Origin of the sequence: Sphingopyxis sp. (assembly GCF_050916055.1) — a bacterium.
Lineage (GTDB): Bacteria > Pseudomonadota > Alphaproteobacteria > Sphingomonadales > Sphingomonadaceae > Sphingopyxis.
In genome coordinates, this window is the sequence record NZ_CP051527.1 from 2,391,963 (window position 1) to 2,418,352 (window position 26,390).

A 26,390-nucleotide genomic window follows, 5' to 3' on the forward strand; every position below is an offset into this window, starting at 1 on the left:
TCCGGGGCGTGCGGTAACCCGCTCTGGATTGCGTCGCTCCGTGCGCAATGACGCGGGGTTGGATGGCACGCTTATTTCTTCGCCGCGTCGGGCGCCACCTTGTCGGCGGCGTGGTCCATCGCGCCATGGTCCATCGCGGCCTCGCCGCCCGCCGCGCCCTCGGCCGGCTTGATCACCATGTCGAACAGGATGCGCTCATTGGCGTTGTTGGTGAACACGAACGCCATCGGCAGCTTGCCGGCGCGCACCGCCGCGCCGTTGATGCCCCAGATCATCAGATGCTTGCCGCCCTGCTTGAACACCAGCTCGCCCTTTTCGGGCACCGCGGCGCGCAGCAGCGGCTTCATCGTCATCATGCCGTTTTCGCGCACGCTTTCGTGCATCTCGACCCGCTGCGCCAGATCGCTGGTCACCGCGACCAGCTCGACCGGCACCGGCCCGCCCTCGACGCGGAAATAACCGACCGCCGGGCGGTCGGGGGTGGCGCCCATCACCACATGGCCGCTGACGACGTTGAGCTGCTGCCCCTTGCCCAGATTTTCGCCGCAGGCGGTCAGGGTCAGCGCGCTCGCAGCAAGGGCGGCGCAGGCGAACAGGCGGGGGGCGAAGGGCTTCATGGCATCGGACTCCGTAAAGGGGGCAATTTTCCTGTTCCCGATAAGCCCATTGAGTCCTTGTGCCAAGGATTAGCGCACCTATATCGCGCCCTGAAACCCGCCAAAGGGAACCATGAACGGCGTGCCTTTTCAGGGCGCCAGAGAAGCGACAAGGACGAGTAGACTATGGCAAAAGTGATCGGGATCGACCTCGGCACCACGAACAGCTGCGTTGCGGTGATGGAGGGCGGCAAGCCCAAGGTTATCGAAAATGTCGAAGGCACGCGCACGACGCCTTCGATCGTCGCCTTCGCCAAGGATGGCGAGCGACTGATCGGCCAGCCGGCCAAGCGCCAGGCGGTGACCAACCCCGAAAACACCGTCTTTGCGGTGAAGCGCCTGATCGGCCGCCGCTTTGACGATCCGATGACCAAGAAGGACATGGAACTCGTCCCCTATGCGATCGCCAAGGGCCCGACCGGCGACGCGTGGGTCAAGGCGGGCGGCGAGGATTATTCGCCGTCGCAGATTTCGGCCTTCATCCTGCAGAAGATGAAGGAAACCGCCGAGGCCTATCTCGGCGAAAAGGTCGAGCAGGCGGTCATCACCGTGCCGGCCTATTTCAACGACGCCCAGCGCCAGGCGACCAAGGACGCCGGCAAGATCGCCGGCCTTGAAGTGCTGCGCATCATCAACGAGCCGACCGCAGCGGCGCTCGCCTATGGCCTCGACAAGTCGGAAAACAAGACGATCGCGGTCTATGACCTTGGCGGCGGCACCTTCGACATCTCGATCCTGGAGGTCGGCGACGGCGTGTTCGAGGTGAAGTCGACCAACGGAGATACCTTCCTCGGCGGTGAAGATTTCGACAGCAAGGTCGTCGCCTTCCTTGCCGACACCTTCAAGAAAGACGAAGGCATCGACCTGCGCGGCGACAAGCTGGCGCTTCAGCGCCTGAAGGAAGCCGCCGAAAAGGCGAAGATCGAACTGTCGTCGGCGGCAACGACCGAGGTCAACCTGCCCTTCATCACCGCCGACGCGAGCGGCCCGAAGCATCTGGTCAAGACGATCACCCGCTCGGACCTCGAAAAGCTGGTCGAAGACCTCGTCAAGCGCACCCTCGAACCCTGCAAGAAGGCGATCAAGGACGCCGGCGTCGATCCCAAGGACATCGACGAAATCGTCCTCGTCGGCGGCATGACCCGCATGCCCCGCGTCCGCGAAGTCGTGAAGGATTTCTTCGGCAAGGAACCGCACACCGGCGTCAACCCCGATGAGGTCGTCGCGATCGGCGCCGCGATCCAGGCCGGCGTGCTGCAGGGCGACGTCAAGGACGTGCTGCTGCTCGACGTCACCCCGCTCTCGCTCGGCATCGAGACGCTGGGCGGCGTGTTCACCCGCATGATCGACCGCAACACCACCATCCCGACCAAGAAGAGCCAAGTCTATTCGACCGCCGACGACAATCAGTCGGCGGTGACGATCCGCGTGTTCCAGGGCGAGCGCGAAATGGCCGCCGACAACAAGGCGCTCGGCCAGTTCGATCTCGTCGGCATTCCGCCGGCGCCGCGCGGCGTGCCGCAAATCGAGGTGACCTTCGACATCGACGCCAACGGCATCGTGTCGGTCCACGCCAAGGACAAGGGCACCGGCAAGGAACAGCAGATCAAGATCCAGGCCTCGGGCGGCCTGTCCGACGCCGACATCGATCAGATGGTCAAGGATGCCGAGCAGTTCGCCGACGAAGACAAGAAGCGCCGCGAGGCGGCCGAGGCGAAGAACAACGCCGAAAGCCTGATCCACTCGACCGAGCGCCAGCTCGAAGAGCATGGCGACAAGGTCGACGCCGCGCTGAAGGCCGAGATCGAGGCGGCGGTCGCCGAAGCCAAGACCGCGGTCGAGGGCGGCGACAGCGCGGCGATGACCGAAAAGTCGTCGGCGCTGGCGCAGGTCGCGATGAAGCTGGGCCAGGCGATCTACGAGAAGGAACAGCAGAGCGCGGCGTCCCCCGGCGCCGAGGATGCGGGCCCGAATGCGGACGGCGCCAAGGCCGACGAAGATGTCGTCGACGCCGAATTCTCCGAAGTCGAAGACGACAAGAAATAAGCATGATCTTCATCCGTCATGCCAGCGCAAGCTGGCATCGCTCTCGGCACGGCACCGCCCGCCCGACAGCGACCCCAGCTTTCGCTGGGGTGACGGACTGAAGAAGGGGCCGACGACCTATGTCACTCGACATCGATTATTACGAGCTGCTCGAATGCGAACGCACCGCCGACGATGCGACGCTGAAGGCGAGCTATCGCAAACTGGCGATGAAATATCACCCCGACAAGAATCCGGGGTGCCACGACAGCGAAGCGCGCTTCAAGGCGATCAGCGAAGCCTATGACTGCCTGCGCGATCCGCAAAAGCGCGCCGCCTATGACCGCTTCGGCAAGGGCGGCTTTCCCGGCGGCGGCGGCGGTGCCAACGCCGACTTCGGCGACATTGGCGACATTTTCGAATCGATCTTCGGCTCGGCGTTCGGCGGCGGTGGGCGCCAGCAGCGCGGCCCGGCGCGCGGCGCCGACCTGCGCTACGACATGGAAATCCGGCTCGAGGATGCCTTCGTCGGCGTCACCCGCGACATCCAGGTCGACGTCGCGGCGCGCTGCGACGCGTGCGACGGATCGGGCGCCAAGCCCGGCACGCAAACCAATCGCTGCAAGACCTGCGCCGGCCACGGCAAGGTCCGCGCGCAACAGGGTTTCTTCATGGTCGAGCGCACCTGCCCGACCTGTCAGGGCGCGGGCGAGGTCATCGCCGATCCGTGCAGCCAGTGCCATGGCGAAGGCCGCGTCGACCGGCGCAAGACGCTGACGGTCAACATCCCCGCCGGGGTCGACGAAGGCACGCGCATTCGCCTGTCGGGCGAAGGCGAGAGCGGCGCGCGCGGCGCGGCGCCCGGCGACCTTTACATCTTCCTCCACATGGCGCGGCACAAGGTGTTCGAGCGCGAGGGAACCACGCTGTTCACGCGCGCGCCGATCAGCTTCACCACCGCGGCGCTCGGCGGCGAGATCGCGATCCCCGGCCTCGACGGCGCCAAGCATGACATCCAGATTCCCGCCGGCATCCAGTCGGGCAAGCAGCTGCGCCAGCGCGGCGCCGGGATGCCGGTGCTCAACGGCCGCGGTCACGGCGACCTCGTCGTCCAGATCGACGTCGAGACGCCGACCCGATTGTCGGCACGGCAAAAGGAGCTGCTCGCCGAGTTTCGCGAAACCGAAACCGGCGCCGAATGCCCCGCCAGTCAGGGCTTTTTCGGGCGGATCAAGGATATGTGGGAAGACCTCACCGATTGACCGACCCCGGCGCCCCCTGGCACGCGCATATCTATTACGATCCGGCCGAGCGCGCCGTGGCGGCAACGTTGCGCGATGCGCTGGCGACGGACGCCGCGATCCTGTTCGTCGGCACGATGACCGATGGCGCGGCCGGGCCGCATCCGGTGGCGCAATATGAGGTGCATTTTCTGGGCCGCAACCGCCCCGCGGTGGTCGCCGCGATCGAAGCGACGGGACTGCGCGCGCTCGTTCATCCGCTGACCGACGACGACCTCGCCGATCACACGACGCTGGCGCAGTGGATCGGCGAGCCGGTCATACTCGACGTCACCGTGCTCGATCCGCCCGGCGTCAACCAGGGTATCCCGCGCTTCGGCATTTCGGACTTCTAGACCTCGACCGGCCCCTCGGGCCCCAGCCGCCAGCCGCACCCGAGCGCGCGCGCATCGTCGGCGTCGGACAGCGCCGCGACGGTCTGCCAGCCGTCGGCGCGCAGGCTTGCCGCGAGATCGCTATCATGCCCGACGCTCAGGAAAATCCGCCGGTCGGCGCTGTCTTCGGCGCCAAGCCCGGCGTCGATGAGCGGGTCGGGATAGAGCGAGAAGCCGACCGCCGCCTCTTCCTGCTCGCCGACCGGGATCGCATAACCGCCGCCGCGGCCGACCGCGTCGCCTTGGCCGGGGACGAAAATCTGAAAGCCGAACCAGCTTTGATAGGCGAAGCCGTGGCGCTCGGTCGGGTCGAGGGTCAGCGTGACGCGGCCGCGCACCGGCGCCGCAATCGCCTCCAGTGCGTCGATCCGTGCGGTGAGCACGCCGGCGGTGTCGAAGGCGCGCAGGTCGGCGATCGCCTGGTCGAACGGACCCGTCGCGCGGAGCAAGGGCAGATAGGCTTCGGCGCCGAGCCGCGCCAAGGCGCCGGCATCCTTGGCGTCGAGTTCGTCGCGCAGCTGCTGGCGGTCGATGGCGACCGCCAGCGGGCCGTCGGCGAGCAGGTCGACGACGTCGGGCAGCGTGAAATCGAGCGTGACCGGCCCGATGCCCGCCGCGTCGAGCGCGTCGATCGCCACGGTGACGATCTCGCGCGCCGCCGCGACGCTGTCGCTGCCGATCAGTTCGGCGCCGACCTGGAGCATCTCGCGCGCCGGGCGGAGCTGGCTGGCGCGCAGCTTGACCACCTGCCCGGCGTAACAGAGGCGCAACGGGCGCGGCGCACCGGCGAGCAGCGAGGTCGCGATGCGGCCGACCTGCCGCGTGATGTCGGGGCGCAGCGCCAGCGTGCGCTGCGACACCGGGTCGGTGAAGCGGAGCAGGTCGCGCGCCGACCGCTCGTCGTCGCCGCCGAGCGTCTCGCGAAATTCGGCGAGCGGCGGCGAAACGCGGCCATAACCATGCGCGCGCATCGCATCGACGAGCGCGCGGGTAACGCGCGATGCGGCCTCGGCCTGTTCGGGCAGGCGATCGCGGAGGCCTTCGGGCAAGAGGGCGGGTGCCTTGGTCATCTTTTGCGGCCTTTAGGCGGGTAGGTTCGGTGTTTCAACAACGCTAACAATCCCCGTTCGCATCGAGCGAAGTCGAGATGCCCCTAAGGAGCGCACCCCGCAGGGTGTCTCGACTTCGCTCGACACGAACAGACATTGGAGGGCTGCTTAGAATTTGAGCCCCTTCACCGTCTTCACCCCCGGAAGCTGGCACAGCTGCCACAGCAGCGGCTCGGGCATCGGCGAATCGAGGCTGAGCAGCAGCACCGCCTCGCCCCCCGCGGCGCGGCGGCCGAGGTGGAAGGTGCCGATGTTGAGCCCCGCTTCGCCGAGCGCGGTGCCGATGCGGCCGATGAAGCCCGGCGCATCCTCGTTGACGATATACAGCATGTCGCCGTCGAGGTCCGCCTCGACCTTGATCCCGAACATCTCGACGAGGCGCGGGTCGCCGTTGCTGAACAGCGTGCCCGCGACCGAGCGGTCGCCCTGGCTGGTCGCGACGGTGACGCGGATCAGCGTATTATAATCGCCCTCGCGGTCGTGGCGCACTTCGCGCACATCGAGCCCGCGTTCGCGCGCGAGGTGCGGGGCGTTGACCATGTTCACCGCGTCCGAATAGCGGCGCATCAGCCCGGTGAGCACGGCGGCGGTGATCGGCTTCAGGTTGAGGTCGGCCGCCGCCCCTTCGGCCTCGACCGAGATGGTGGTGAGGTTGTCGTGCGCGAGCTGGCCGATCAGGCTGCCGAGCCGTTCGGCGAGCGCCATATAGGGGCGCAGCTTCGGCGCTTCCTCGGCCGACAGGCTGGGCACGTTGAGCGCATTGGTGATGCCGCCGGTGAGCAGATAATCCGAAATCTGCTCGGCCACTTGAATGGCGACATTGACCTGCGCCTCGTCGGTCGAGGCCCCCAGATGCGGAGTGCAGATGAAGTTCGGGGCGCCGAACAGCGGATGGTCGGCGGCCGGCGGCTCCTGCGCGAACACGTCGAGCGCAGCGCCCGCGACATGACCCGATTCCAGCGCATCCTTCAGCGCCGCTTCGTCGATCAGCCCGCCGCGCGCGCAGTTGATGATCCGCACGCCCTTCTTGGCCTTGGCGATATTGTCCGCCGACAGGATGTTGCGCGTCTGGTCGGTCAACGGCGTGTGCAGGGTGATGAAATCGGCCTTCGCGAGCAGCGTGTCGAGATCGGCCTTTTCGACGCCCAGTTCGACCGCGCGTTCGGGGGTCAGGAACGGGTCGAAGGCGACGACCTTCATCTTGAGGCCCAGCGCGCGTTCGGCAACGATGCTGCCGATATTGCCGCAGCCGATCAGCCCCAGCGTCTTCGAGGTCAGTTCGACCCCCATGAAGTCGTTCTTCGGCCATTTGCCCGCCTGCGTCCGGGTGTTCGCTTCGGGGATCTGGCGCGCGAGCGCGAACATCATCGCGACCGCATGTTCGGCGGTGGTGATGCTGTTGCCGAACGGCGTGTTCATCACGATGACGCCCTGTTTCGACGCTTCGGGAATGTCGACATTGTCGACGCCGATCCCGGCGCGGCCGACGACCTTCAGCTTCGTCGCGGCGGCGAGGACGTCGGCGGTGACCTTGGTCGCCGAGCGGATCGCCAGCCCGTCATAATCGCCGATCATCGCGATCAGCTCGTCTTTGGTCTTGCCGGTGATCTCGTCGACGTGGATGCCGCGCTCCTTGAAGATCTGCGCGGCCTTGGGATCCATCTTGTCGCTGATGAGGACTTTGGGTTGGGTCATTTTTCGTCTCCGTCATCCCGGCGAAAGCCGGGATCGTTGGGAATGGGGATGATCGATAGCGGTCCCAGCTTTCGCTGGGACGACGTCAGGCCGAAAGGCTGGCGTACGCCCAGTCGAGCCACGGCCCGAGCGCTTCGATATCGGCAGTATCGACAGTCGCACCGCACCAGATGCGAAGGCCCGGCGGTGCGTCGCGATAGCCCGCGATGTCATAGGCCGCGCCTTCCTTGTCGAGCAGCGCGGCGAATTTCTTGATGAAATCCTCGTCTGCCCCGGCCACCGACAGGCAGACCGAGGTCTTCGAGCGGCTGGCGGGATCGGCGGCGAGATGGCTCAGCCAGTCGCGTTCCGAAATGATCGTGTCGAGCGCCGCGGCGTTCGCATCGCTGCGCGCCTTCAGCCCGTCGAGACCGCCCAGCGACTTTGCCCATTCGAGCGCGAAGATCGCATCCTCGACCGCGAGCATCGACGGGGTGTTGATCGTCTCGCCCTTGAACACGCCCTCGGCTAGCGCGCCCTTGCTGACGAGGCGGAACACCTTCGGCAGCGGCCAGGCGGGGGTGTAGGTTTCAAGCCGTTCGACGGCGCGGGGGCCGAGGATCAGCACGCCATGCCCGCCTTCGCCGCCGAGCACTTTCTGCCAGCTGAAGGTCGCGACGTCGATCTTGTCCCACGGCAGGTCGTAGGCGAACACCGCGCTGGTGGCGTCGGCGAAGCTCAGGCCCTCACGATCGGCGGCGATCCAGTCGCCGTTCGGAACGCGCACGCCGCTGGTGGTGCCGTTCCAGGTGAACAGCACGTCGTTCGACCAGTCGACTTGCGTCAGGTCGGGAAGCTGGCCGTAGTCGGCGCGGATGACGGTCGGATCGAGCTTGAGCTGCTTCGCGGCATCGGTGACCCAGCCCTCGCCGAAGCTCTCCCACGCCAGCGTGGTAACCGGACGGGCGCCCAGCATCGTCCACATCGCCATCTCGAAGGCGCCGGTGTCCGATCCCGGAACGATACCGATGCGGTGGGTGTCGGGGAGCTGCAGCATCTCGCGCATCAGGTCGATGCAATAAGCGAGACGCGTCTTGCCGATCTTGGCGCGATGCGAGCGGCCCAGCGATTCGGTTTGGAGCTTTTCGGGGGACCAGACCGGCGGTTTGGCGCAGGGTCCGGAAGAGAAAAACGGGCGCGCAGGGCGCAATTCGGGTGTCGGCACTTCACTCATCATAGTCTCTCCTTGCAGAGAGCTCGCGCGGCGTTGGGACCGCGTGGCCCGGCGCCGCGTTTAAGGGCGGCGCCAGAACAGTCAAACGAATTGCGCCGCGCGGGCGAAATTAACGACGAGCCGTGCGAGCGGTTTAGAGGCTGTTAACTATATCGTCGGTAAATTGACGCCCATGGCGATCCCTTCGTTCCTGCGACCCCGGACCCTGCTTGCCGCCGCGGCGGCGCTGGCGCTGTCGGCGTGTTTCAGCACCCCCGAGGCGATGAAGCGCAGCGGATCGAAGCCGGTCGCGGCAAGCGGCACCAAGCGGCCGCAGCCCCCCCTCGCCTCGTCCTTCGCCAGCCCCGATGCGCAGCAATGCGCGATCGACCTCAAACAGGCCGGGGTGCGTTTCACCCCGCTGCCCAACCAGGACCATGGCGGCGGTTGCAGTTCGATCGATTCGGTCAAGCTGCTCGACATCGGCACGCCGGTGACCAACCTCGGCGCGATGACCTGTCCCCTGGCGAAGAGTTTCGCCGCCTGGGCGCAATATGCGGTGAAGCCCGCGGCGCGCAAATATTTCGGCACCGAGGTCGTCAAGATCGAGACATATGGCACCTACAGCTGCCGCAACATCTATGGCGGCCGGTCGGGCCGGCTGTCGCAGCACGCCTATTCGAACGCGATCGACGTGTCGGGCTTCGTCCTCGCCGACGGGCGGCGCATCATGCTCGACGGCGGCTGGCAGGGCGACCGCGCCTCGCAGGATTTCCTGCGCGCGCTCCACAAATCGGCGTGCCGCCGCTTCGGCACCGTGCTCAGCCCCGATTACAACGCCGCGCATTACAATCATTTCCACATGGACATGAGCGGCAACGGTTATTGCCGCTGACTTGGCATTCGTCGCGGAAGCGGCTAGCTGCGGCGCAATGGCACAGGACAAACAACCCCATCGTTCGCGCTTTCACAAGGCCAAGGACGACGCACAGTTCGCCAAGCAGGCGACCACCACCCCGCAGACGGCGCACCCCGCCTACAAGCTCGCGTTCCAGGACAATGACTTCCTGCTCCGCGAAGATTTACGGCCCGTCCGCTTCCAGCTCGAATTGCTCAAGCCCGAACTCCTGCTCGACGAAGCGGGGATCGAATCGACGCTGGTCGTCTATGGCTCGGCGCGCATTCCCGAACCCGCGCAGGCCGACGCGCTCGAGGCGGCGGCGACCGACGATGCGACGCGCAGCATCGCCCGGCGGCTGAAGGCGAAGGCCAAATATTATGACGAAGCCCGCGCGCTGGCGCGGCTGGCCAGCCAATATCCGTGCGACGAAAAGGGCTGCCGCCACTTCGTCGTCTGTTCGGGCGGCGGACCGTCGATCATGGAGGCCGCCAACCGCGGCGCCGACGACGAAGGCCGCGAATCGATCGGACTCAACATCGTGCTCCCGCACGAGCAGGCGCCGAACCGCTTCGTTACCCCGTCGCTGAGCTTTCAATTCCACTATTTCGCACTGCGCAAGATGCACTTCCTGTTGCGCGCCCGCGCGGTGTGCGTCTTTCCCGGCGGGTTCGGCACCTTCGACGAGACGTTCGAGCTGTTGACGCTGATCCAGACCGGCAAGATCAAGCCGATCCCGATCCTGATGTTCGGCGAAGACTTCTGGCGCCGCGTCGTCAATTTCGACGCCCTGGTCGACGAAGGCGTGGTCAGCGCCCGCGACCTCGACCTGTTCCGCTTCGTCGAAACCGCCGACGAGGCGTGGACGATCATCCAGGATTTCTACGCGGCCGCCGAGGAGCAGCGCTGAATCGCGGCTGGATCGCAGCAGCAACCGGCCTTGTCTCGCGGGCGAAATCCGCTAAGGCCGCGCCGGGCCGCGCCTGTCGTTTTGGGGCCCAGGTCAGCAGGACAGCATCATGGCAAATGTTACCGTCATCGGGTCGCAATGGGGCGACGAGGGCAAGGGCAAGATCGTCGACTGGCTCGCGAGCCGCGCCGACGCGGTCGTCCGCTTTCAGGGTGGGCACAACGCCGGCCATACGCTCGTCGTCGGCGAACAGGTGTACAAGCTGTCGCTGCTCCCCTCGGGCATCGTCACCGGCACGCTGTCGATCATCGGCAACGGCGTCGTCCTCGATCCGTGGGCGCTGCGCGACGAGATCGCCAAGCTGCGCGGCCAGGGCGTCGTCATCAATGCCGAGAATTTCGCGATCGCCGACAATTGCGCGCTGATCCTGCCGTTCCATCGCGACCTCGACGGGCTGCGCGAAACCGCGGCGGGCGCCGGCAAGATCGGCACCACCGGACGCGGCATCGGCCCCGCCTATGAAGACAAGGTCGGCCGCCGCGCGATCCGCGTCTGCGACCTCGCCCACCTCGACAAGCTCGATCCGCAGATCGACCGCCTGACCGCGCATCACGACGCGCTGCGCGCCGGCTTCGGCGAACCGCCGATCGACCGCGAGCGGCTGAAGGCCGACCTCGCCGAAATCGCCGACTATGTGCTCGAATATGCGCAGCCGGTGTGGAAGCGGCTGAAAAAGGTCCGCAAGGCGGGCGCGCGCATCTTGTTCGAAGGCGCGCAGGGCGTGCTGCTCGACGTCGACCACGGCACCTATCCCTTCGTCACCAGCTCGAACACCGTCAGCGGCACCGCGGCATCGGGTTCGGGCCTCGGCCCCGGCGCGGTCGGCTTCGTGCTCGGCATCGCCAAGGCCTATACGACGCGCGTCGGCAGCGGCCCCTTCCCCACCGAACTGGAGGATGCGACGGGCCAGAAGCTCGGCGAGCGCGGGCATGAATTCGGCACCGTCACCGGGCGCAAGCGCCGCTGCGGCTGGTTCGACGCGGTGCTCGTGCGGCAAAGCTGTGCGGTCGCGGGCGTCACCGGCATCGCGCTCACCAAGCTCGACGTGCTCGACGGTTTCGACACCATCCGTATCTGCACCGGCTACCGGCTGCGCGGTAAAATCCTCGACTATTTCCCCGCCCATTCGGCCGACCAGGCCGAGGTCGAGCCGATCTACGAGGAAATGGACGGCTGGCACGAATCGACCGCCGGCGCGCGCAGCTATGCCGATCTGCCGGCGCAGGCGATCAAATATATCCAGCGCGTCCAGGAACTGATCGAAACCCCGATCGCGCTGGTGTCGACCAGCCCCGAACGCGAAGACACGATCCTGATCCGCGATCCGTTCAGCGACTAACTGACACCGCCCGGCGCAGACCGGGGGCGTGTCACTGAACTGCCTTGTGCCATCCCTAGTTGGCGGGGGATGACAAGCCGCGAAGCGACCCACCTGCTGGCCCTGCCCGACGTCGATGAGGCGTTGCCGCGTTCGCTGCGCGACCGGATCGACGTTTTCGCCTTCGGCGCGATCCAGTGGCCGTGGCTGCTGCGTTCGCTGTGGGGCGGGCGCAAGGCCGACAAGGCGGCGCTGCTCGCGCGGCTCGACCTGTCCGCCGACGCCCTGCCCCACCTCGGCAGCTGGAAAGCCGACACGCGCTTTCTGACCCATATCGTCGATGCGATCGAGGCGCATCGCCCCGCGACCGTGGTCGAACTCGGCTGCGGCGCCAGCAGTCTTGTCATCGCTCGCGCGCTGCAGAAATTCGGCGGCGGCCGGCTGGTCAGTTACGACCAGCACCGCGCGTTCGTCGTATCGACCGGCCAGTGGCTCGCCAGCCAGAACGTCACCGCCGACCTTCGCCACGCCCCGCTCGGCCCGCCGCCGGGCGACTGGCCGGGGCTGTGGTACCAGCTCGCCGACCCACCGTCGGATATCGACCTGCTGGTGATCGACGGGCCGCCATGGGCGCTCCATCCGCTCGTTCGCGGCGCCGCCGAATCGCTTTTCCCGCGGCTGGCGGACAAAGCGCTGATCCTGCTCGACGATGCCGCGCGCCCCGGCGAACGCCTCGTCGCGCGGCGCTGGCAAAAGCGCTGGCCGCGGATCGCCTTCGCCTTCGACCGCTCGGGCACCAAGGGCACGCTGATCGGCCGCGTCGGCGCGCATTAGCGCGCTTCCGTTTCCCCGTCCGCCGTGACACAAGGCGATATGACCCGCACCATCCTCGTCTTCTATGGCAGCTACCGCCGCGACCGGCAGGGTATCAAGCTCGCGCACTGGCTCGTCGATGCGATCGGGGGGCGCGGCGACCGCGCCGAACTGATCGATGCCAAGGCCGTCGACCTGCCGATGCTCGACCGGATGTACAAGGAATATGCCGCGGGCGAGGCGCCGCCCGCGATGGCCGAGCTGGCGCAGAAGATCCGCGCCGCCGACGGTTTCGTCTTCGTCACCGGCGAATATAATTGGGGGCCGCAGCCAGGCCTCAAGAACCTCACCGACCATTATCTGGAGGAATGGTTCTGGCGCCCCGCCGCGATCGCCTGTTACTCCGCCGGTCCCTGGTCGGGGGTGCGCGCGATGATGGGCTGGCGCGACACGCTCGGCGAAATGGGGATGGCGGTCACCTCATCGATCCTGCCGGTCGGGCGGATCGGCGGTGCGTTCGACGCCGATGGTCAGCCGACGGGCGAGGATGGCGCACGGCTGGTCAAGAGTTTCCCGCGCTTTGCCGACGACCTCAATTGGTGGATCGACGCTGCCAAGGCGCAGCGAGCGAAGGTCGATCCGCCCTATTAACCCGACTTCAGCTCCGCCTTCAGGCGCAGGCTGGCGCGCCAGAAGAAGAACGCCGGGATCAGCCCCAGCCACGCGGCGCCGTACAGCACCCAGCGCACGCTCTCCTGCCCCGCCACCGGCTGCAACGCGTCGGACAAGACGCCGAACAGGAACGGCCCCAGCCCCAGCCCGATCAGATTCTGGCCGAACAGCATGATCGACGCCGCGACCGCGCGGGCGCGCGGTTCGACGAGGCCCTGCACGCAGCCATAGGCGGGGCCGTAATAGGCCGAGTTGAGGATCGTCGGGATGATCAGCAACGCCACCGCGATGCGCCAATCCTCCATGAAATAGCCGAGGAACAGGATCGGCGCCGCGATCGCCATGCCAAAGGCGGGCAGTGTCAGGATATGCCGCTTGTCGCGGGCGCCGAACTTGTCGGCCATCTTGCCGCCCAGCCAGGTGCCGAACATGCCGGCGAGCCCCAGCACGACCGCCATCGACAGCCCCGCCTCGGTCGTCGACAGGCCGTGGCTGCGGATGAAGAAGCTGATCGTCCACAGCGCCTTGCCATAGCCGAGGAAGGCGACGACCGACGAGGCGATGAGGATGTAGAGGAAAGCGCGCGACGAAAAAATCTCGCGCAGCGCCTCGCGGGTCGACAGCGGCACGACGGCGCGCGCGGTCGCGGTCGCTTCGGCCGAGCGGCTGTGCCGCGGCTCGCGCATCACGAACAGCACGATGAGAGCCAGCACCAGCCCCGGCGCGCCGACCATCATCAGCGCGATGCGCCAGCCATACAGATCGTTGACGATGCCGCCGATGATCAGCCCGAGCAGCGAGCCGATCGGCACCCCCATCCCATAGAAGGCGATCGCCGAAGAGCGTTTTTCGGGGGGCACGCTGTCGGTGATCAGCGAGTGGGCGGCGGGCGTGCACCCGGCCTCGCCGACCCCGACGCCGATGCGCGCGAACAGCAATTGCACGAAATTCTGCGCCAGCCCGCACACCGCGGTCATCGCCGACCAGACCGCGAGCGACGCGGCGATCAGCCGGACGCGGTTCGTGCCATCCTTGTCGGCGTAGCGGGCGATCGGGATACCGAGAAGGGCGTAAAAGACCGCAAAGGCCGGCCCGGCGAGCAGCCCGAGCTGGGTGTCCGACAGCCCCAGGTCGGCCTTGATCGGTTCTGCGAGGATGTTGACGATCTGCCGGTCGAGGAAATTGAAGATATAGACGATCAACAGGATCCACAGCATCGTCCGCGTCTGTGCGGACACGCCGTCGGCGGACGGCGCGGCGATGGCTGGGGCCGTGGCGGCTTTGTCAGTCATTTTTCTCTCCCGTGGCGCCATGGGAGCAGACGGGGCCGACCGCTGTCAACGCCGTTGCGGCGCGCCGAAAATCCGCGCTTGCAATTGCCGCTACGGCTGCCAGCGTGCAGCCCATGCAAAAAATTTCGCTGCTCGCCGCCGCCGCCCTGCTTGCCATAGCGCCCGCCGCCGCGATGCCGCCGCCGCTGCCGCCGGTCGAAGGCAAGGATGCGGCGACGCTGCAGGCCGAAATGGAGCGCGGCACGCTGGACGACGAATTGCTGACCACGCTCTACCTCGATCGCATCGCCAAGCTCGACGATCACGGGCCGCAGCTCAACGCCGTGATCGCGACCTTTCCCGACGCGATGCAGCAAGCGCAGCGGCTTTACGCGGAACGCAAGGCCGGGCGCGTGCGCGGCCCGCTCCACGGCATCCCGGTGCTGATCAAGGACAATATCGAGGTCCAAGGCCCGCTCGCAACCACCGCGGGGTCGCTCGCGCTCAAGGACAATGTCACGAACCGCGACGCGCCGATCGTCGCGCGGCTGCGCGATGCGGGCGCGATCATCCTCGGCAAGACCAACCTCAGCGAATGGGCGAACATCCGCTCGAGCAATTCGACCAGCGGCTGGAGCGCGATCGGCGGGCTCACCAAAAATCCACACGCGCTCGATCGCAACGTCTGCGGCTCATCATCGGGCAGCGGCGCGGCGATGGCAGCCTCGCTCGCCGCCATGACGATCGGCACCGAAACCGACGGATCGATCACCTGCCCAGCCGGCGTCAACGGTGTCGTCGGCTTCAAACCGACCGTCGGGCTGGTCAGCCGCACCTTCATCGTCCCGATCAGCCACAGCCAGGATACCGCCGGGCCGATCACGCTGACGGTGCGCGACGCTGCGGCGTTGCTCACGGTCGTCGCGGGCAGCGATCCCGCCGACCCGGCGACCGCCGAGGCCGACGCGCGCAAGGTCGATTACAGCGCGGCGCTGTCGCCCGGCGCGCTGCAGGGCAAGCGCATCGGCGTGCTGCGCGACCGCATCGGCGACCGCGCCGATGTCGCGGCGCTGTTCGACGCCGCGCTGGCGCAGTTGACCGATCTCGGCGCGACCGTCGTCGAGATCGAGGACAGCCGCAAGGGGCTCGAGGATCTGAGCGGCGCCGAGCTTGAAATATTGATGACCGAACTCAAGGCCGACCTCGCGGCCTATCTCGCGGCGCTACCCGGCACGGGCGCGCCGCGCACGCTCGCCGATGTGATCGCCTTCAACAAGGCAAACCCCGCCGAACTGCGCTGGTTCGACCAATCGCTGTTCGAACTGGCCGAGACCAAGGGCGGGCTCGACAGCCCCGATTATCGCGAGGCGAAGGCAAAAGCGGCACGGCTGGCGGGGCCCGAGGGCATCGATCTGCTGCTCGCCGCCGACCGGCTCGACCTCTTGGTCGGGGTGACCAACGGCCCGGCGTGGACCAGCGACCTGGTCAACGGCGATCACTATAACGGCCCCAGCGTCAGCCAGCTTCCCGCCGTGGCGGGCTATCCGCACCTCACCGTGCCGATGGGCGCAGTCGAGGGACTGCCGATCGGCCTGTCGCTGATCGGCGCCAAATGGAGCGACGCCGCGGTGCTCGCGGCGGGTCATGCCTATGAACAGGCGAGCCGCAAGCGGGTGACGCCGACGTTTCGGGCGGGAGTTGAGCCCGCACAGAAATAGCCATCGGGCGTCAGCGCCGGTCGCGCCGTTTCTTCCAGCCCATTTCCTCGATCTCGAGCAACTCCATCGGGACATGGATCGTCCGGATCGAAATGCGCACCTCGATCAGGAACAGCACCAGCGAGGCGAGCAACAGCAGCATCGCCACCGCAAAGGCCCACGACGCCGCGAGGCCGAGGTTGAAGCCGGCGATCGCCTGCGCAAAGAGCAAGGCGACGAGCAGGCAGACGACGATGCCGCACGCGACGGCGGCGGCGATCGAATTGTTGATCACGCCCATCCGGCGGTCGACCGCACGCAGCTCGGCGACGACGCGCTCATGCTCGGCGCCCTCGGTTTCGGCCCAGCGCGCGATCAGCGCGCGCGACCGGTCGACCACCCGCGCCAGCCGCCCGGTCAGCACGTTGAGCAGGCTGCCCGTCGCGACGAGCAGGAACACCGGGGTGACCGACAGCTGGATCGTCTCGGCGATCATCGCCGAGCCGGTCGCGCTCATCCCTCGGCGCCCGCCGCCAGCGAGGGCGTGTTGATGCCGTGCATCGCCAGAAACTTGCGGACGTTGCGCGCCGCCTGGCGGATGCGCTGCTCGTTCTCGACCATCGCGATGCGGACATAGCCTTCGCCATCCTCGCCGTAACCGACCCCGGGGGCGACCGCGACCTTGGCATGGGTGAGCAATTGCTTGGAAAACTCCAGGCTGCCCATCTCCTTCAGCGCCGGCGGCAGCGGCGCCCAGGCGAACATCGACGCCTTCGGGCTCGGGATATCCCAGCCGGCACGGCCGAAACTTTCGACCATCACGTCGCGGCGCTTTTGATACAGCTCGCGGTTCCGGGCGACGATGTCCTGCGGCCCGTTGAGCGCGGCGCACGCCGCGGCCTGGATCGGGGTGAAGGCGCCGTAGTCGAGATAGGATTTGACGCGCGTCATCGCCGCGATCAGCCGCTGGTTGCCGACCGCGAAACCCATCCGCCAGCCCGCCATCGAATAGGTTTTCGACATCGAGGTGAACTCGACCGCGACATCCTTCGCGCCCGGCACCTGCAGGATCGAGGGGGTCGGGTTGCCGTCGTAATAAAGCTCCGAATAGGCAAGGTCGCTGAGGACCCAGATCTTGTTCTCCTTCGCCCACGCGACGAGGCGCTCGTAAAAGGCGAGGTCGACCGCCTCGGCGGTCGGGTTCGAAGGGTAATTGACCACCAGGATCGACGGGCGCGGCACGGTGAAGGCCATCGCGCGGTCTAGCGCGCGCCAATAATCCTCGTTCGGCGTCGTCGGCACGCTGCGGATCGTCGCGCCGGCGATGATGAAGCCAAAGGTGTGGATCGGATAGCTGGGGTTCGGCGCCAGCACGACGTCGCCGGGTCCGGTGATCGCGGTCGCGAGGCTGGCGAGCCCTTCCTTCGACCCCATCGTCACGACGACCTCGCTCTCGGGATCGAGTTCGACGTTGAAGCGGCGCGCGTAATAGTTCGCCTGCGCCTTGCGCAGCCCCGGAATCCCCTTAGACTGCGAATAGCCGTGCGCGTCGGGCTTCATCGCCACTTCGCAAAGCTTCTCGATCACATGCGCCGGCGGCGGCAGGTCGGGATTGCCCATCCCCAGGTCGATGATGTCCTCGCCCGCGGCCCGGGCGGCCGCACGCATCGCATTGACTTCGGCGATGACATAGGGCGGCAGGCGCTTGATGCGATAGAATTCATCATCGGACATGGGAAACTAGAACAACTCCTTTGCGTATCATGGTTATGAGCGGTCGCTTGTCGCGGCCCGCCTTGTTATAGGCAGTTTGACGATACTGGCCAGCGGGAACGAGCATGAACGACGGCGACAAGACCAACGCGACCGACACGCCCAATCCCTTCCTGCCGTCGCCGGGCGATTTGCAGCAATGGGCCAGCGTCATGGGCCGTGCGCAGCAGATGATGGTCGAATATGCGCTGGGCCAGGGCGCGGCGGAAAAGGGCGCAGTGCCGGTGTTCGATCCGGGGCAATGGCTGGGCAGCCCGGCGACGAAGATCTGGGCCGAGCAGACGACGAAGATGTGGGAACAGGGCGCGCGCTTCTGGACCTCGCTCGCCACGCTGACCCCCGGTTTTACCCCCGAGACCGCGGCCGAGACGCCGCGCGACAAGCGTTTCGCCGATCCTGACTGGACCGCCAACCCGGTCTTCGCGCTGATCCGCCAGACCTATGGCATGTTGTCGGACCAGCTGCTCGCCACGACCCGCCAGATGCCCGGCATCGACGACGCGGCGCGCGCCAAGCTGGAGTTCGCCGCAAAGAATATGGCCGAGGCGCTGTCGCCGACCAATCTGGCGCTGACCAATCCCGAAGTCATCCGGCGCGCCATGGAAACGCGCGGCGAAAGCCTGCTCAAGGGGCTGCGCCACATGCTGGCCGACCTGTCGCGCGGTCAGCTCAGCCATGTCGACCAGGACGCGTTCGAGGTCGGGGTGAACATCGCCGCGACGCCCGGCAAGGTGATCCACGAGACCGACCTGTATCAGCTGATCCATTATGCGCCGACGACGAAGGAGGTCTTCGCCGTCCCGCTCGTCATCTTCCCGCCGTGGATCAACCGCTTCTATATCCTCGACCTCAATCCTGCCAAAAGCTTCGTCGCCTGGGCGGTCGAACAGGGGCTCAGCGTGTTCATGGTGTCGTGGAAGTCCGCCGACGCGTCGATGACCGAGGTGGTGTGGGACGATTATGTCGCGGCGCAGGTCGATGCGATCGACACGGTGCGCGACCTGCTCGACGTGCCGCACGTCCACACCATCGGTTATTGCGTGGCGGGGACGACGCTCGCCGCAACGCTCGCGATGCTGTCGGCACGCGGCGAGGCCGACACGGTCAAATCGGCGACCTTCTTCACCGCGCAGGTCGATTTCGAACAGGCCGGCGACCTCAAGATGTTCGTCGATGACAGCTATCTGGCGCTGCTCGAGCAATTGTCGGCGCCGGGCTTCCTCGACGGCCGTTACATGGCCGCGACCTTCAACAGCTTGCGCGGGCGCGACCTGATCTGGAACTATGTCGTCAGCAATTACCTGCTCGGCAACGATTATCCGCCCTTCGACCTGCTCTACTGGAACGGCGACACCACCAACCTCCCTGCGAAGTGGCACCGCCAGTATCTGGTCGAGCTCTATCGCGACAATCGCCTCGTCGTCCCGAACAGCCTGGCGGTGTGCGGGACCCCGATCGACCTCAGGAAGGTGCAAACCCCCGCCTATATCCAGGCCGGGCGCGAGGATCATATCGCGCCGCTTGCCAGCGTCTGGCGGCTGATGGACAATCTGTCGGGGCCGAAAACCTTCGTGCTTGCCGGATCGGGGCATATCGCCGGCGTCGTCAATCCGCCCGCGGCGGGCAAATATCAATATTGGACCGGCGACAACGACGCCGCCTCGCTCGCCGATTTCGAAGCGTCGGCGGCGGAGACCAAGGGCAGCTGGTGGCCGCACTGGATCGGCTGGATCGCCCAGCAGGACAGCGCCAAAACACCGACAAAGAGCGCGCGCATTCCCGGAAAAGGTGCTAAGAAGGCGATCGAGGATGCCCCCGGCCGCTATGTCAAGCAGCGGTAATATCGGGGCGATAAAAGGCCCATAAGGCCGCGAGCAGAATTTTTTGTGCACTGCACAAAAATATCCTTGAAATCGCCACGCCACTCCTATATTGTGCACTGCAACATAAAAGGAGTACCCCGATGGCTACCAAGATGGATAGTGCCGAAAAGGCTTTCGAAGCCGCGACGCTGGAAACCGCCGCCAAGCCGGTGGAAGCTCCTGCTGCGCCGGCGCCCGCCGCCGCCCCCGCCCCTGTGGCAAAGGCTGCTCCGGCTCCCGTGAAGACCCAGGCCGTGAAGGCGAAAGCCAAGCCGGTCCAAAAGAAGGCTGCAAAGCCGGCCGCAAAGAAGGCTGCCCCCAAGAAGGCCGCCGCAAAGACCATCGCCCCCAAGCCCCTGAAGGCCGCACCGAAGCCGGTCGCCGCCGCCACCAAAGGATTCAAGACCATGAACGACACCGTCAAGAAGTTCGCCGACGAAGCGAAGACCCGCACCGAAGCCCTGACCGCCGACTTCAACGAAAAGGCGAAGGACGCGATGAGCAAGACCAGCAAGCTGGCCGAAGAAGCCGTCGAGTTCAACAAGGCGAACATCGAAGCCATGGTCGAAGCCGGCAAGATCGCCGCGAAGAACATGGAAGTGCTCGGCCAGGAAGGCGTGACCTTCGCCCGCAAGAGCTTTGAAGACACGACCGCCGCGCTGAAGGGCTACACCGCCGTCAAGTCGCCGACCGAATTCTTCAAGCTCTATGCCGAAAACAGCAAGAAGGCGTTCGACGCCGCCGTCGCCCAGACCTCGAAGACCAGCGAACTGGTCGTCAAGATGGCGAACGACAGCTTCGCGCCGATCTCGAACCGCGTTTCGGTCATCACCTCGAAGATGAAGGCAGCCTAAGGGCCTTCATTTTCCACCGTCGGCGCGGGCTCTCTCCCCTCCTCCCCGTCCGCGCTGGCAAACCAAGACCGCTCGCACCCTTCGGGATGCGGGCGGTTCTTGTTTTTCGGGCCAAGGCCACCCCGGCTGGCGAACAACAGGTTAAAATGCCTGCGTCCGCCCTCTTGCGCTTCGCCCGCGGCTTGCGATATTCTGACCATGATGCTTCCCCGATCCCATCTCGCTGCCGTCCGCGCCATGGCGGAGGCAAAGACAGTCCGCGCCATGGCGGAGTCAAAGAAAGTCCGCGCCATGGCGGACAAGGACGAAGGCGCGCCCGGTTCGCCCGGCGTCGGCATCGCGACGCGCACTCGCGCCAAGGCGAAGAAGCCGTCGATGTACAAGGTGCTGCTGCTCAACGACGATTATACCCCGATGGAATTCGTCGTGATGGTGCTCCAGCGCTTCTTCAACATGGACATCGAACAGGCGACGCAGGTGATGCTGCACGTCCACCAGCAGGGCGTCGGCGTGTGCGGCGTGTTCAGCTACGAAGTCGCCGAGACCAAGGTGAACCAGGTGATGGACGCCGCGCGCCAGAACCAGCACCCGCTGCAATGCACGCTGGAAAAGGCCTGACGCCTATTCGGCGGCCAGCCTTTGCGCGGACTCGAGCAGGCCCGGTAATTCCGGAAACAACCGTCGATACAGAACATTGGACGCCGCGTTGTCGAGCAGGCGGATGTCGGCACCGACAAGCGTCCGGCCAAAATTCTGTCCGGCCGGACTGGCAAAGAAGGCGCGCGTAGCGGCCAGATCGTTAGCCGACATCAATTGACGATAAAGATTCGCGAGCCCCGCCGCTATATCGGGCCGCTCCTCCAACCAATGGGCGTCCACCCTGGCGAGAATGGCGCGATGAAACAGGCGGAGAACCGCCGGATCGCGGATTTCGGGATGGGTCGTCGCCAGCCAACCCATTGCCTCGCTCGCGACGGCAAAGCCGGTTCGGTGCTTCAGGTCGCTTTCGTTCAAGCCAACCAGCACATCGGCCAGCGCACCGGCTTCGATCACGGTCGCCGGGTCGGGTGGTGGCGGTGGCGGCGGAATTGCGTGGACCGGCATGGCAAAGGCCAGCAACGCGACAAGGCTGACAATTGACCGACCGCGCACCGTCACCTCCCTCGCATCGATACGAAAGCTTATCCGAACGCGGCCCTGTGTCTAGCCCGCGCGCCGCGCCTGCTCGGCCTTGAGCGCCGGCGACGGCTCGCCCTTCAAATCGCCATAGCCCAGCGCGGCGCCGCATCCCGGACACACCGGCGCGGTCCCGACATCGGTGCCGCACGCGCGGTGAATATACCGCATCGCAGGCCCACCGCCAGTCTCGCCGTCCTCATACGCCCAGCGTTCGGCCCAGCCGCGCATCGCATAGAGGACGCCGAACAGGTCCTTGCCCTTGGCGGTCAGCCGATATTCGTGACGCGGGGGTTTGTCCTGATAGGCGTGGCGTGCCACGACGCCTTCATCCGCGAGCAGCTTGAGCCGCGCCGACACCAGCTGCGGGCCGAGCCCGGTGTTCGCCGCGATCGCCTCGAACCGCCGCCGCCCGAAGAACAGGTCGCGCAGGATCAACAACACCGCGCGGTCGCCGAGCAATTCGGCCGAGCGTCCGACCGGGCAGACCGTGTCCGATAGATCCGCGCGCTTGGGCATTGGCCGTCCTTCCTTCCCGTCATTACGCGCAACTTCCACGAGCTTCCTTGATCGTTTTCAGAAATGCCTTGTCACTATGATTATCATAGTTACTATGGTGCGCCAAGAGGAGAGTCGCCCCATGCCGCATGCCACCAACCCCGCTGCCGTGATCATCGGCGCCGGCGACGCCACCGGCGGCGCGATCGCCCGCGCCCTTGCCGCCGACGGGCTGACCGCCTGCGTCAACCGCCGCCCGCGCGGCGCCGAGGCGCTCGAAGCGCTGGCGCAATCGATCCGCGACGGTGGTCACCAGGCGCGCGCCTTCCCCGCCGATGCGCGCGACGAAGACCAGATGGTCGCGCTGTTCGACCAGGTCGAGGCCGAGGTCGGCCCGGTCGAGGTCGCGGTGTTCAACATCGGCGCCAACGTCAATTTCCCGATCGGCGAGACGACGGTGCGCGTCTATACCAAGGTCTGGGAAATGGCGTGCCTCGGCGGCTTCCTGATGGGGCGCGAGGCGGCGAAGCGCATGGCGCCGCGCGGCCGCGGCACGATCATCTTCACCGGTGCGACCGCGAGCCTGCGCGGCGGAGCGGGCTTTTCGGCCTTCTCGGGCGCGAAGGGCGCGCTGCGTATGCTCGCGCAATCGATGGCGCGCGAACTGGGGCCGCAGGGCATCCATGTCGCGCACACGATCATCGACGGCGCGATCGACACCGAATTCATCAAGGGCCGGCACCCCGATTTCGACCATGCCAAGGCCGCCGACCTGATCCTCAACCCCGACGCCATCGCCGCCAATTATGTGATGCTCCACCGGCAGCCCAAAAGCGTGTGGACGCACGAACTCGACCTGCGCCCCTGGGGAGAAAAATGGTGACCCAAAGCCCTTCGAAAACCCTCGAATTCATCTTCGATTTCGGCAGCCCCAACGCCTATCTGGCGATGAAGGCGATCCCCGAACTGCTCGACCGCACCGGCGCCGACCTGGTCATCACGCCGTGCCTTTTGGGCGGCATCTTCAAGGCGACGGGCAACAAGGCGCCGATGATCCAATATGCCGACGCCCCCGCGAAGCTCGCTTACGAACATCTTGAAATGCGGCGATTCATCGAACGCCACGAACTGAGCAAATTCCGCCCCAACCCGCACTTCCCGGTCAACACCCTCACCATCATGCGCGGCGCGATCGTCGCGGCGGACGAGGGCGTGCTCGACGACTATGTCGACGCGGTGAACCGCGCGATGTGGGAAGACGGGCTGAAGATGGACGACGCCGAGGTGATCGCCGCCTTCCTGACCGCCAACGGCTTCGACGGTTCCGCGCTGCTCGCGCGCACGCAGGACCCCGACATCAAGGCAAAGCTCGTCCAGAACACCGAAGCGGCGGTCGCCCGCGGCGTCTTCGGCATTCCGACCTTCTTCGTCGACGGTGCGATGTTTTTCGGCAAGGACCGGTTGGCGCAGGTCGAAGAGGCGTTATCCGCATAACGCACCGCCGCTGCCGTGGCGCGGGGGGGGCGGCACTGTCGTTGCGGGCAGGCTGTGACGGGTATCGCGCGTCAGCTGCCAGTAGCGATCCTCCCCGGCACGGGGAGGGGGACCATGCGAAGCATGGTGGAGGGGTACGCGGTGTCGAGCGCTGCGTATGGCCTCGCGTGCCCCTCCACCACCCTGCGGGTGGTCCCCCTCCCCCTTTTGGGGAGGATCGGCAATCGCAGCTCTCCACCGCAAAGCCGGCGTTCCGCGCCTTTTCAGCTAAAATCCAACTGGATGATCTGGCTCGGCGTCGCGCGGCAATACATCTCCAGCGACCGTGCGCCATCGGGATAGGTCGCGGTCATCGCGGCCCGGATGCGCCAGCCGCCATTGCCTTCCTCCAGATTGACCAGCCGGTCGTACGACAGCCGCGTGCCGCCGGTAACGCCGATCTGGCGCGCCGCATCGGTCATGCAATTCTGCACCGACGGCCGCGCCGCGCTCGGCAGGCTGGACAGGTTGGCGCTCAGCGTCGCCGGCGGACCGGCGGGATAGGTCGGCGTCGCGCTATCGTCGCTCACCGGCTCGCCGGCTGCGGCTTTCTTTTTCTTGCTCTGGCTGGCGAGCAGCGCGAGCAATCCGCCCGCGACGACGATGCCGCCGATGATCAGCCCGGTGCTCGGTCCCTTGTCCTTATCCGCTTCGGGCGGCCGGACATTGCGATAGCCATAGGCGAAATCGGCGCGGCAACCATTGTTCACCCAGACATAGCCGGCCGTATACCCCCATTGCCGCCCGGCGTTGCAGCGGCCGGCGATGCGGCGCGTCAGTTCGACGCGATTGTCGGTGCGCACATTGCATTGCTGATAACTATTGTTCCGCGACTCGCAGCGGATGGTGCCGGCATAATCGTCGACCGGCTGCGGCAGCGGGGTCGGATAGCCGCCGCCATTGCCATAGCCGTAAGCGAATTCAGCGCGGCAGCCGCCCGATACCCAGATCTGGGTGGCGGTGAACCCCCAGTCGCGGCCCTTCGAACAGCGGCCGCCGATCACCCGTTGCAGATCGACGCGGTTGCCGGTGCGGACGTTGCAGCGCTGGACCCGGTTGCCGCGCGATTCGCAGCGGATTGTGCCGGCATAGCTTTGGCCGGGACGCGGCGGCTGGATCTGCGGGCCGCCAGATGGCGGCTGGATTTGCGGGCCGCCGGATGGCGGCCAGGGCCGGGTTTGCGCGAGCGCCGGCACCGCGAGGTGCGATGCCACCAGCGAAACCGACGTGACGACGGTGACGACAATATTCTTCATGCCCCTGCCCCTTTTGCTGATCGTGAATCCGCTTGGCCTTAAGTCTCCGTCTCGATCGATGTTCGCGGCGATACTTCCACGTTTCGCGGCGGATTGCCATCGCATAACCATCGCCCCCGCTTGCACCGCGGCCCCCATCCGCTAAAGACGCTCGATGGATCAGATCGTCATTCGCGGTGGCCAGCGACTCAAGGGCCGTATCCCCATTTCGGGCGCCAAAAACGCCGCGCTCACCCTGCTGCCCTGCGCGTTGCTCACCGACGAGCCGCTGACCCTGCGCAACCTGCCGCGGCTCGCCGACGTCGACGGTTTCGGGCACCTGCTCAACCAGCTCGGTTGCTCGACGACGATCGAGGGATCGCGGCCCGAGGATTTCGGCCGCGTGATGACCGCGCGCACGACCACGCTCACGTCGACCGTCGCGCCCTACGACATCGTCCGCAAGATGCGCGCCTCGATCCTTGTGCTCGGTCCACTGCTCGCACGCGCCGGCGAAGCCACCGTCTCCCTGCCCGGCGGTTGCGCGATCGGCAACCGCCCGATCGACCTGCACCTGAAAGCGCTCGAAGCGTTCGGCGCCCAGATCGAGCTGACCTCGGGCTACGTAAAGGCTGTTGCACCCGGCGGACGCCTCGCGGGCGGCAAGTTCACCTTTCCGGTCGTGTCGGTCGGCGCAACCGAAAATGCCCTGATGGCCGCGGTGCTCGCCAAGGGCAGCTGCGTGCTCGAAAACGCCGCGCGCGAACCCGAAATCGTCGACCTGTGTAACTGTCTGGTTGCGATGGGCGCGCAGATCGACGGCATCGGGACCGAGACGCTGACCATCGAGGGCGTCGATCGACTCCACGGCGCAACGTACCGCGTGATGGCCGACCGCATCGAGGCGGGCAGCTACGCCTGCGCCGCCGTGATCACCCAGGGCGACGTCGAACTGGTCGGTGCCAAAGCCAGCGAGATGGAAGCGACCCTCGCCGCGTTGCGCCAGGCCGGGGCGACGGTCGAGGACACGAAGGCCGGCATCCGCATCGCGATGGACGGCCGTGCTCAGCCGGTGACGCTATCGACCGCGCCCTACCCCGGCTTCGCGACCGACATGCAGGCGCAGTTCATGGCGATGGCGACCCTCGGCACCGGCGCTTCGCTGTTCACCGAAACCATCTTCGAGAATCGCTATATGCACGTCCCCGAGCTGGCCCGCATGGGGTGCGACATCGACGTCCGCGGTCGCAGCGCGGTGGTGCGCGGGGTCGATCATCTCGTCGGCGCGCCGGTGATGGCAACCGACCTGCGCGCCTCGATGAGCCTGATCATCGCCGGCCTCGCGGCGCAGGGCACGACCGAAGTCAACCGCATCTACCACCTCGACCGCGGTTACGAACGGCTCGAGGAAAAATTGCAGGCGGTCGGCGCCGATATCGAACGGATCAGCGCGGGCTAGAGTTCGGGA

The 26,390-nt window shown here is 66.4% G+C and carries 25 protein-coding genes; 15 read left to right on the forward strand and 10 right to left on the reverse strand.

The window, feature by feature from the left end:
• Positions 1 to 71 precede the first annotated feature (71 nt).
• Positions 72 to 617, reverse strand: a complete 546-nt coding sequence (locus tag HEQ22_RS11700; protein WP_432768072.1) for a copper chaperone PCu(A)C — start codon at positions 615 to 617, stop codon at positions 72 to 74.
• A 165-nt stretch (positions 618 to 782) separates the two neighbouring features.
• Here HEQ22_RS11700 and dnaK point away from each other — a divergent pair, with 165 nt between their 5' ends.
• From dnaK to HEQ22_RS11715, 3 genes are all read left to right on the forward strand, one after another.
• Positions 783 to 2,702, forward strand: a complete 1,920-nt coding sequence (dnaK, locus tag HEQ22_RS11705) for a molecular chaperone DnaK (RefSeq protein WP_432768073.1) — start codon at positions 783 to 785, stop codon at positions 2,700 to 2,702.
• A 119-nt stretch (positions 2,703 to 2,821) separates the two neighbouring features.
• Complete coding sequence (dnaJ, locus tag HEQ22_RS11710; protein ID WP_432768074.1) at positions 2,822 to 3,943, forward strand: molecular chaperone DnaJ; 1,122 nt, start codon at positions 2,822 to 2,824, stop codon at positions 3,941 to 3,943.
• A complete protein-coding gene (locus HEQ22_RS11715) occupies positions 3,940 to 4,317 on the forward strand; it encodes a DOPA 4,5-dioxygenase family protein (RefSeq protein WP_432768075.1) in 378 nt (125 codons plus the stop codon). Before dnaJ ends, HEQ22_RS11715 begins: the two co-directional genes overlap by 4 nt.
• On the opposite strand, the gene HEQ22_RS11720 is transcribed toward HEQ22_RS11715, so the two are convergent.
• The 3 genes from HEQ22_RS11720 to HEQ22_RS11730 form a co-directional block, all read right to left on the reverse strand.
• A complete protein-coding gene (locus tag HEQ22_RS11720; RefSeq protein WP_432768076.1) occupies positions 4,314 to 5,426 on the reverse strand; it encodes an ATP phosphoribosyltransferase regulatory subunit in 1,113 nt (370 codons plus the stop codon). The genes HEQ22_RS11715 and HEQ22_RS11720 overlap by 4 nt on opposite strands.
• Before the next feature lie 147 nt (positions 5,427 to 5,573).
• Positions 5,574 to 7,160, reverse strand: a complete 1,587-nt coding sequence (gene serA / locus HEQ22_RS11725; RefSeq protein ID WP_432768077.1) for a phosphoglycerate dehydrogenase — start codon at positions 7,158 to 7,160, stop codon at positions 5,574 to 5,576.
• Positions 7,161 to 7,245: 85 nt separating this feature from the next.
• Positions 7,246 to 8,376, reverse strand: coding sequence for a phosphoserine transaminase (locus HEQ22_RS11730; protein ID WP_432768078.1), 1,131 nt, complete (start codon positions 8,374 to 8,376; stop codon positions 7,246 to 7,248).
• Positions 8,377 to 8,545: 169 nt separating this feature from the next.
• On the opposite strand from HEQ22_RS11730, the gene HEQ22_RS11735 reads away from it, so the two are divergent.
• The 5 genes from HEQ22_RS11735 to HEQ22_RS11755 all read left to right on the forward strand — a co-directional run bounded on the left by HEQ22_RS11735 (position 8,546) and on the right by HEQ22_RS11755 (position 13,002).
• Positions 8,546 to 9,247, forward strand: coding sequence for an extensin family protein (locus HEQ22_RS11735; RefSeq protein ID WP_432768079.1), 702 nt, complete (start codon positions 8,546 to 8,548; stop codon positions 9,245 to 9,247).
• 37 nt (positions 9,248 to 9,284) lie between these two features.
• On the forward strand, positions 9,285 to 10,160 hold the full coding sequence (locus HEQ22_RS11740) for an LOG family protein (RefSeq protein ID WP_432768080.1): 876 nt from the start codon (positions 9,285 to 9,287) through the stop codon (positions 10,158 to 10,160).
• 109 nt (positions 10,161 to 10,269) lie between these two features.
• Entirely contained in the window at positions 10,270 to 11,559 is a 1,290-nt protein-coding gene (locus HEQ22_RS11745) for an adenylosuccinate synthase (protein WP_432768081.1), read from the forward strand.
• Positions 11,560 to 11,628: 69 nt separating this feature from the next.
• Entirely contained in the window at positions 11,629 to 12,372 is a 744-nt protein-coding gene (locus HEQ22_RS11750; RefSeq protein ID WP_432768082.1) for a class I SAM-dependent methyltransferase, read from the forward strand.
• Positions 12,373 to 12,411: 39 nt separating this feature from the next.
• Entirely contained in the window at positions 12,412 to 13,002 is a 591-nt protein-coding gene (locus tag HEQ22_RS11755; protein WP_432768083.1) for an NADPH-dependent FMN reductase, read from the forward strand.
• On the opposite strand, the gene HEQ22_RS11760 is transcribed toward HEQ22_RS11755, so the two are convergent.
• Positions 12,999 to 14,315 carry a spinster family MFS transporter gene (locus HEQ22_RS11760; RefSeq protein WP_432768084.1) on the reverse strand — a complete coding sequence of 439 codons (1,317 nt, stop codon included), beginning with the start codon at positions 14,313 to 14,315 and terminating at the stop codon, positions 12,999 to 13,001. The genes HEQ22_RS11755 and HEQ22_RS11760 overlap by 4 nt on opposite strands.
• A 113-nt stretch (positions 14,316 to 14,428) precedes the next feature.
• Here HEQ22_RS11760 and HEQ22_RS11765 point away from each other — a divergent pair, with 113 nt between their 5' ends.
• Positions 14,429 to 16,012, forward strand: coding sequence for an amidase (locus tag HEQ22_RS11765; RefSeq protein ID WP_432768085.1), 1,584 nt, complete (start codon positions 14,429 to 14,431; stop codon positions 16,010 to 16,012).
• Between the two features lie 10 nt (positions 16,013 to 16,022).
• On the opposite strand, the gene HEQ22_RS11770 is transcribed toward HEQ22_RS11765, so the two are convergent.
• Both HEQ22_RS11770 and HEQ22_RS11775 read right to left on the reverse strand, forming a co-directional pair.
• Entirely contained in the window at positions 16,023 to 16,508 is a 486-nt protein-coding gene (locus tag HEQ22_RS11770) for a DUF2721 domain-containing protein (protein WP_432768086.1), read from the reverse strand.
• A complete protein-coding gene (locus tag HEQ22_RS11775; protein ID WP_432768087.1) occupies positions 16,505 to 17,725 on the reverse strand; it encodes an LL-diaminopimelate aminotransferase in 1,221 nt (406 codons plus the stop codon). Before HEQ22_RS11775 ends, HEQ22_RS11770 begins: the two co-directional genes overlap by 4 nt.
• 104 nt (positions 17,726 to 17,829) lie before the next feature.
• Here HEQ22_RS11775 and HEQ22_RS11780 point away from each other — a divergent pair, with 104 nt between their 5' ends.
• The 3 genes from HEQ22_RS11780 (at position 17,830) to clpS (ending at position 21,098) form a co-directional block, all read left to right on the forward strand.
• Positions 17,830 to 19,605 carry a PHA/PHB synthase family protein gene (locus tag HEQ22_RS11780; protein ID WP_432768088.1) on the forward strand — a complete coding sequence of 592 codons (1,776 nt, stop codon included), beginning with the start codon at positions 17,830 to 17,832 and terminating at the stop codon, positions 19,603 to 19,605.
• 122 nt (positions 19,606 to 19,727) lie between these two features.
• The gene (locus HEQ22_RS11785) at positions 19,728 to 20,480 is read left to right on the forward strand and encodes a phasin family protein (RefSeq protein WP_432768089.1); all 753 of its coding nucleotides are present in this window, start codon (positions 19,728 to 19,730) and stop codon (positions 20,478 to 20,480) included.
• A gap of 291 nt (positions 20,481 to 20,771) precedes the next feature.
• Positions 20,772 to 21,098, forward strand: coding sequence for an ATP-dependent Clp protease adapter ClpS (gene clpS / locus HEQ22_RS11790; RefSeq protein WP_432768090.1), 327 nt, complete (start codon positions 20,772 to 20,774; stop codon positions 21,096 to 21,098).
• A gap of 3 nt (positions 21,099 to 21,101) precedes the next feature.
• Here clpS and HEQ22_RS11795 read toward each other — a convergent pair whose 3' ends face one another.
• Positions 21,102 to 21,638, reverse strand: coding sequence for a hypothetical protein (locus HEQ22_RS11795; protein WP_432768091.1), 537 nt, complete (start codon positions 21,636 to 21,638; stop codon positions 21,102 to 21,104).
• Positions 21,639 to 21,683: 45 nt separating this feature from the next.
• Positions 21,684 to 22,175 carry a winged helix-turn-helix transcriptional regulator gene (locus HEQ22_RS11800; protein ID WP_432768092.1) on the reverse strand — a complete coding sequence of 164 codons (492 nt, stop codon included), beginning with the start codon at positions 22,173 to 22,175 and terminating at the stop codon, positions 21,684 to 21,686.
• Positions 22,176 to 22,296: 121 nt separating this feature from the next.
• Here HEQ22_RS11800 and HEQ22_RS11805 point away from each other — a divergent pair, with 121 nt between their 5' ends.
• Both HEQ22_RS11805 and HEQ22_RS11810 read left to right on the forward strand, forming a co-directional pair.
• Complete coding sequence (locus HEQ22_RS11805; protein WP_432768093.1) at positions 22,297 to 23,037, forward strand: SDR family oxidoreductase; 741 nt, start codon at positions 22,297 to 22,299, stop codon at positions 23,035 to 23,037.
• Positions 23,031 to 23,648 (forward strand): 2-hydroxychromene-2-carboxylate isomerase, encoded by a 618-nt coding sequence (locus tag HEQ22_RS11810; RefSeq protein ID WP_432768094.1) that lies wholly within the window; start codon positions 23,031 to 23,033, stop codon positions 23,646 to 23,648. Before HEQ22_RS11805 ends, HEQ22_RS11810 begins: the two co-directional genes overlap by 7 nt.
• Before the next feature lie 263 nt (positions 23,649 to 23,911).
• On the opposite strand, the gene HEQ22_RS11815 is transcribed toward HEQ22_RS11810, so the two are convergent.
• The gene (locus HEQ22_RS11815; protein ID WP_432768095.1) at positions 23,912 to 24,943 is read right to left on the reverse strand and encodes a DUF3011 domain-containing protein; all 1,032 of its coding nucleotides are present in this window, start codon (positions 24,941 to 24,943) and stop codon (positions 23,912 to 23,914) included.
• A gap of 154 nt (positions 24,944 to 25,097) precedes the next feature.
• Here HEQ22_RS11815 and murA point away from each other — a divergent pair, with 154 nt between their 5' ends.
• Entirely contained in the window at positions 25,098 to 26,381 is a 1,284-nt protein-coding gene (gene murA / locus HEQ22_RS11820; RefSeq protein ID WP_432768096.1) for a UDP-N-acetylglucosamine 1-carboxyvinyltransferase, read from the forward strand.
• The last annotated feature ends 9 nt before the right edge of the window (positions 26,382 to 26,390 follow it).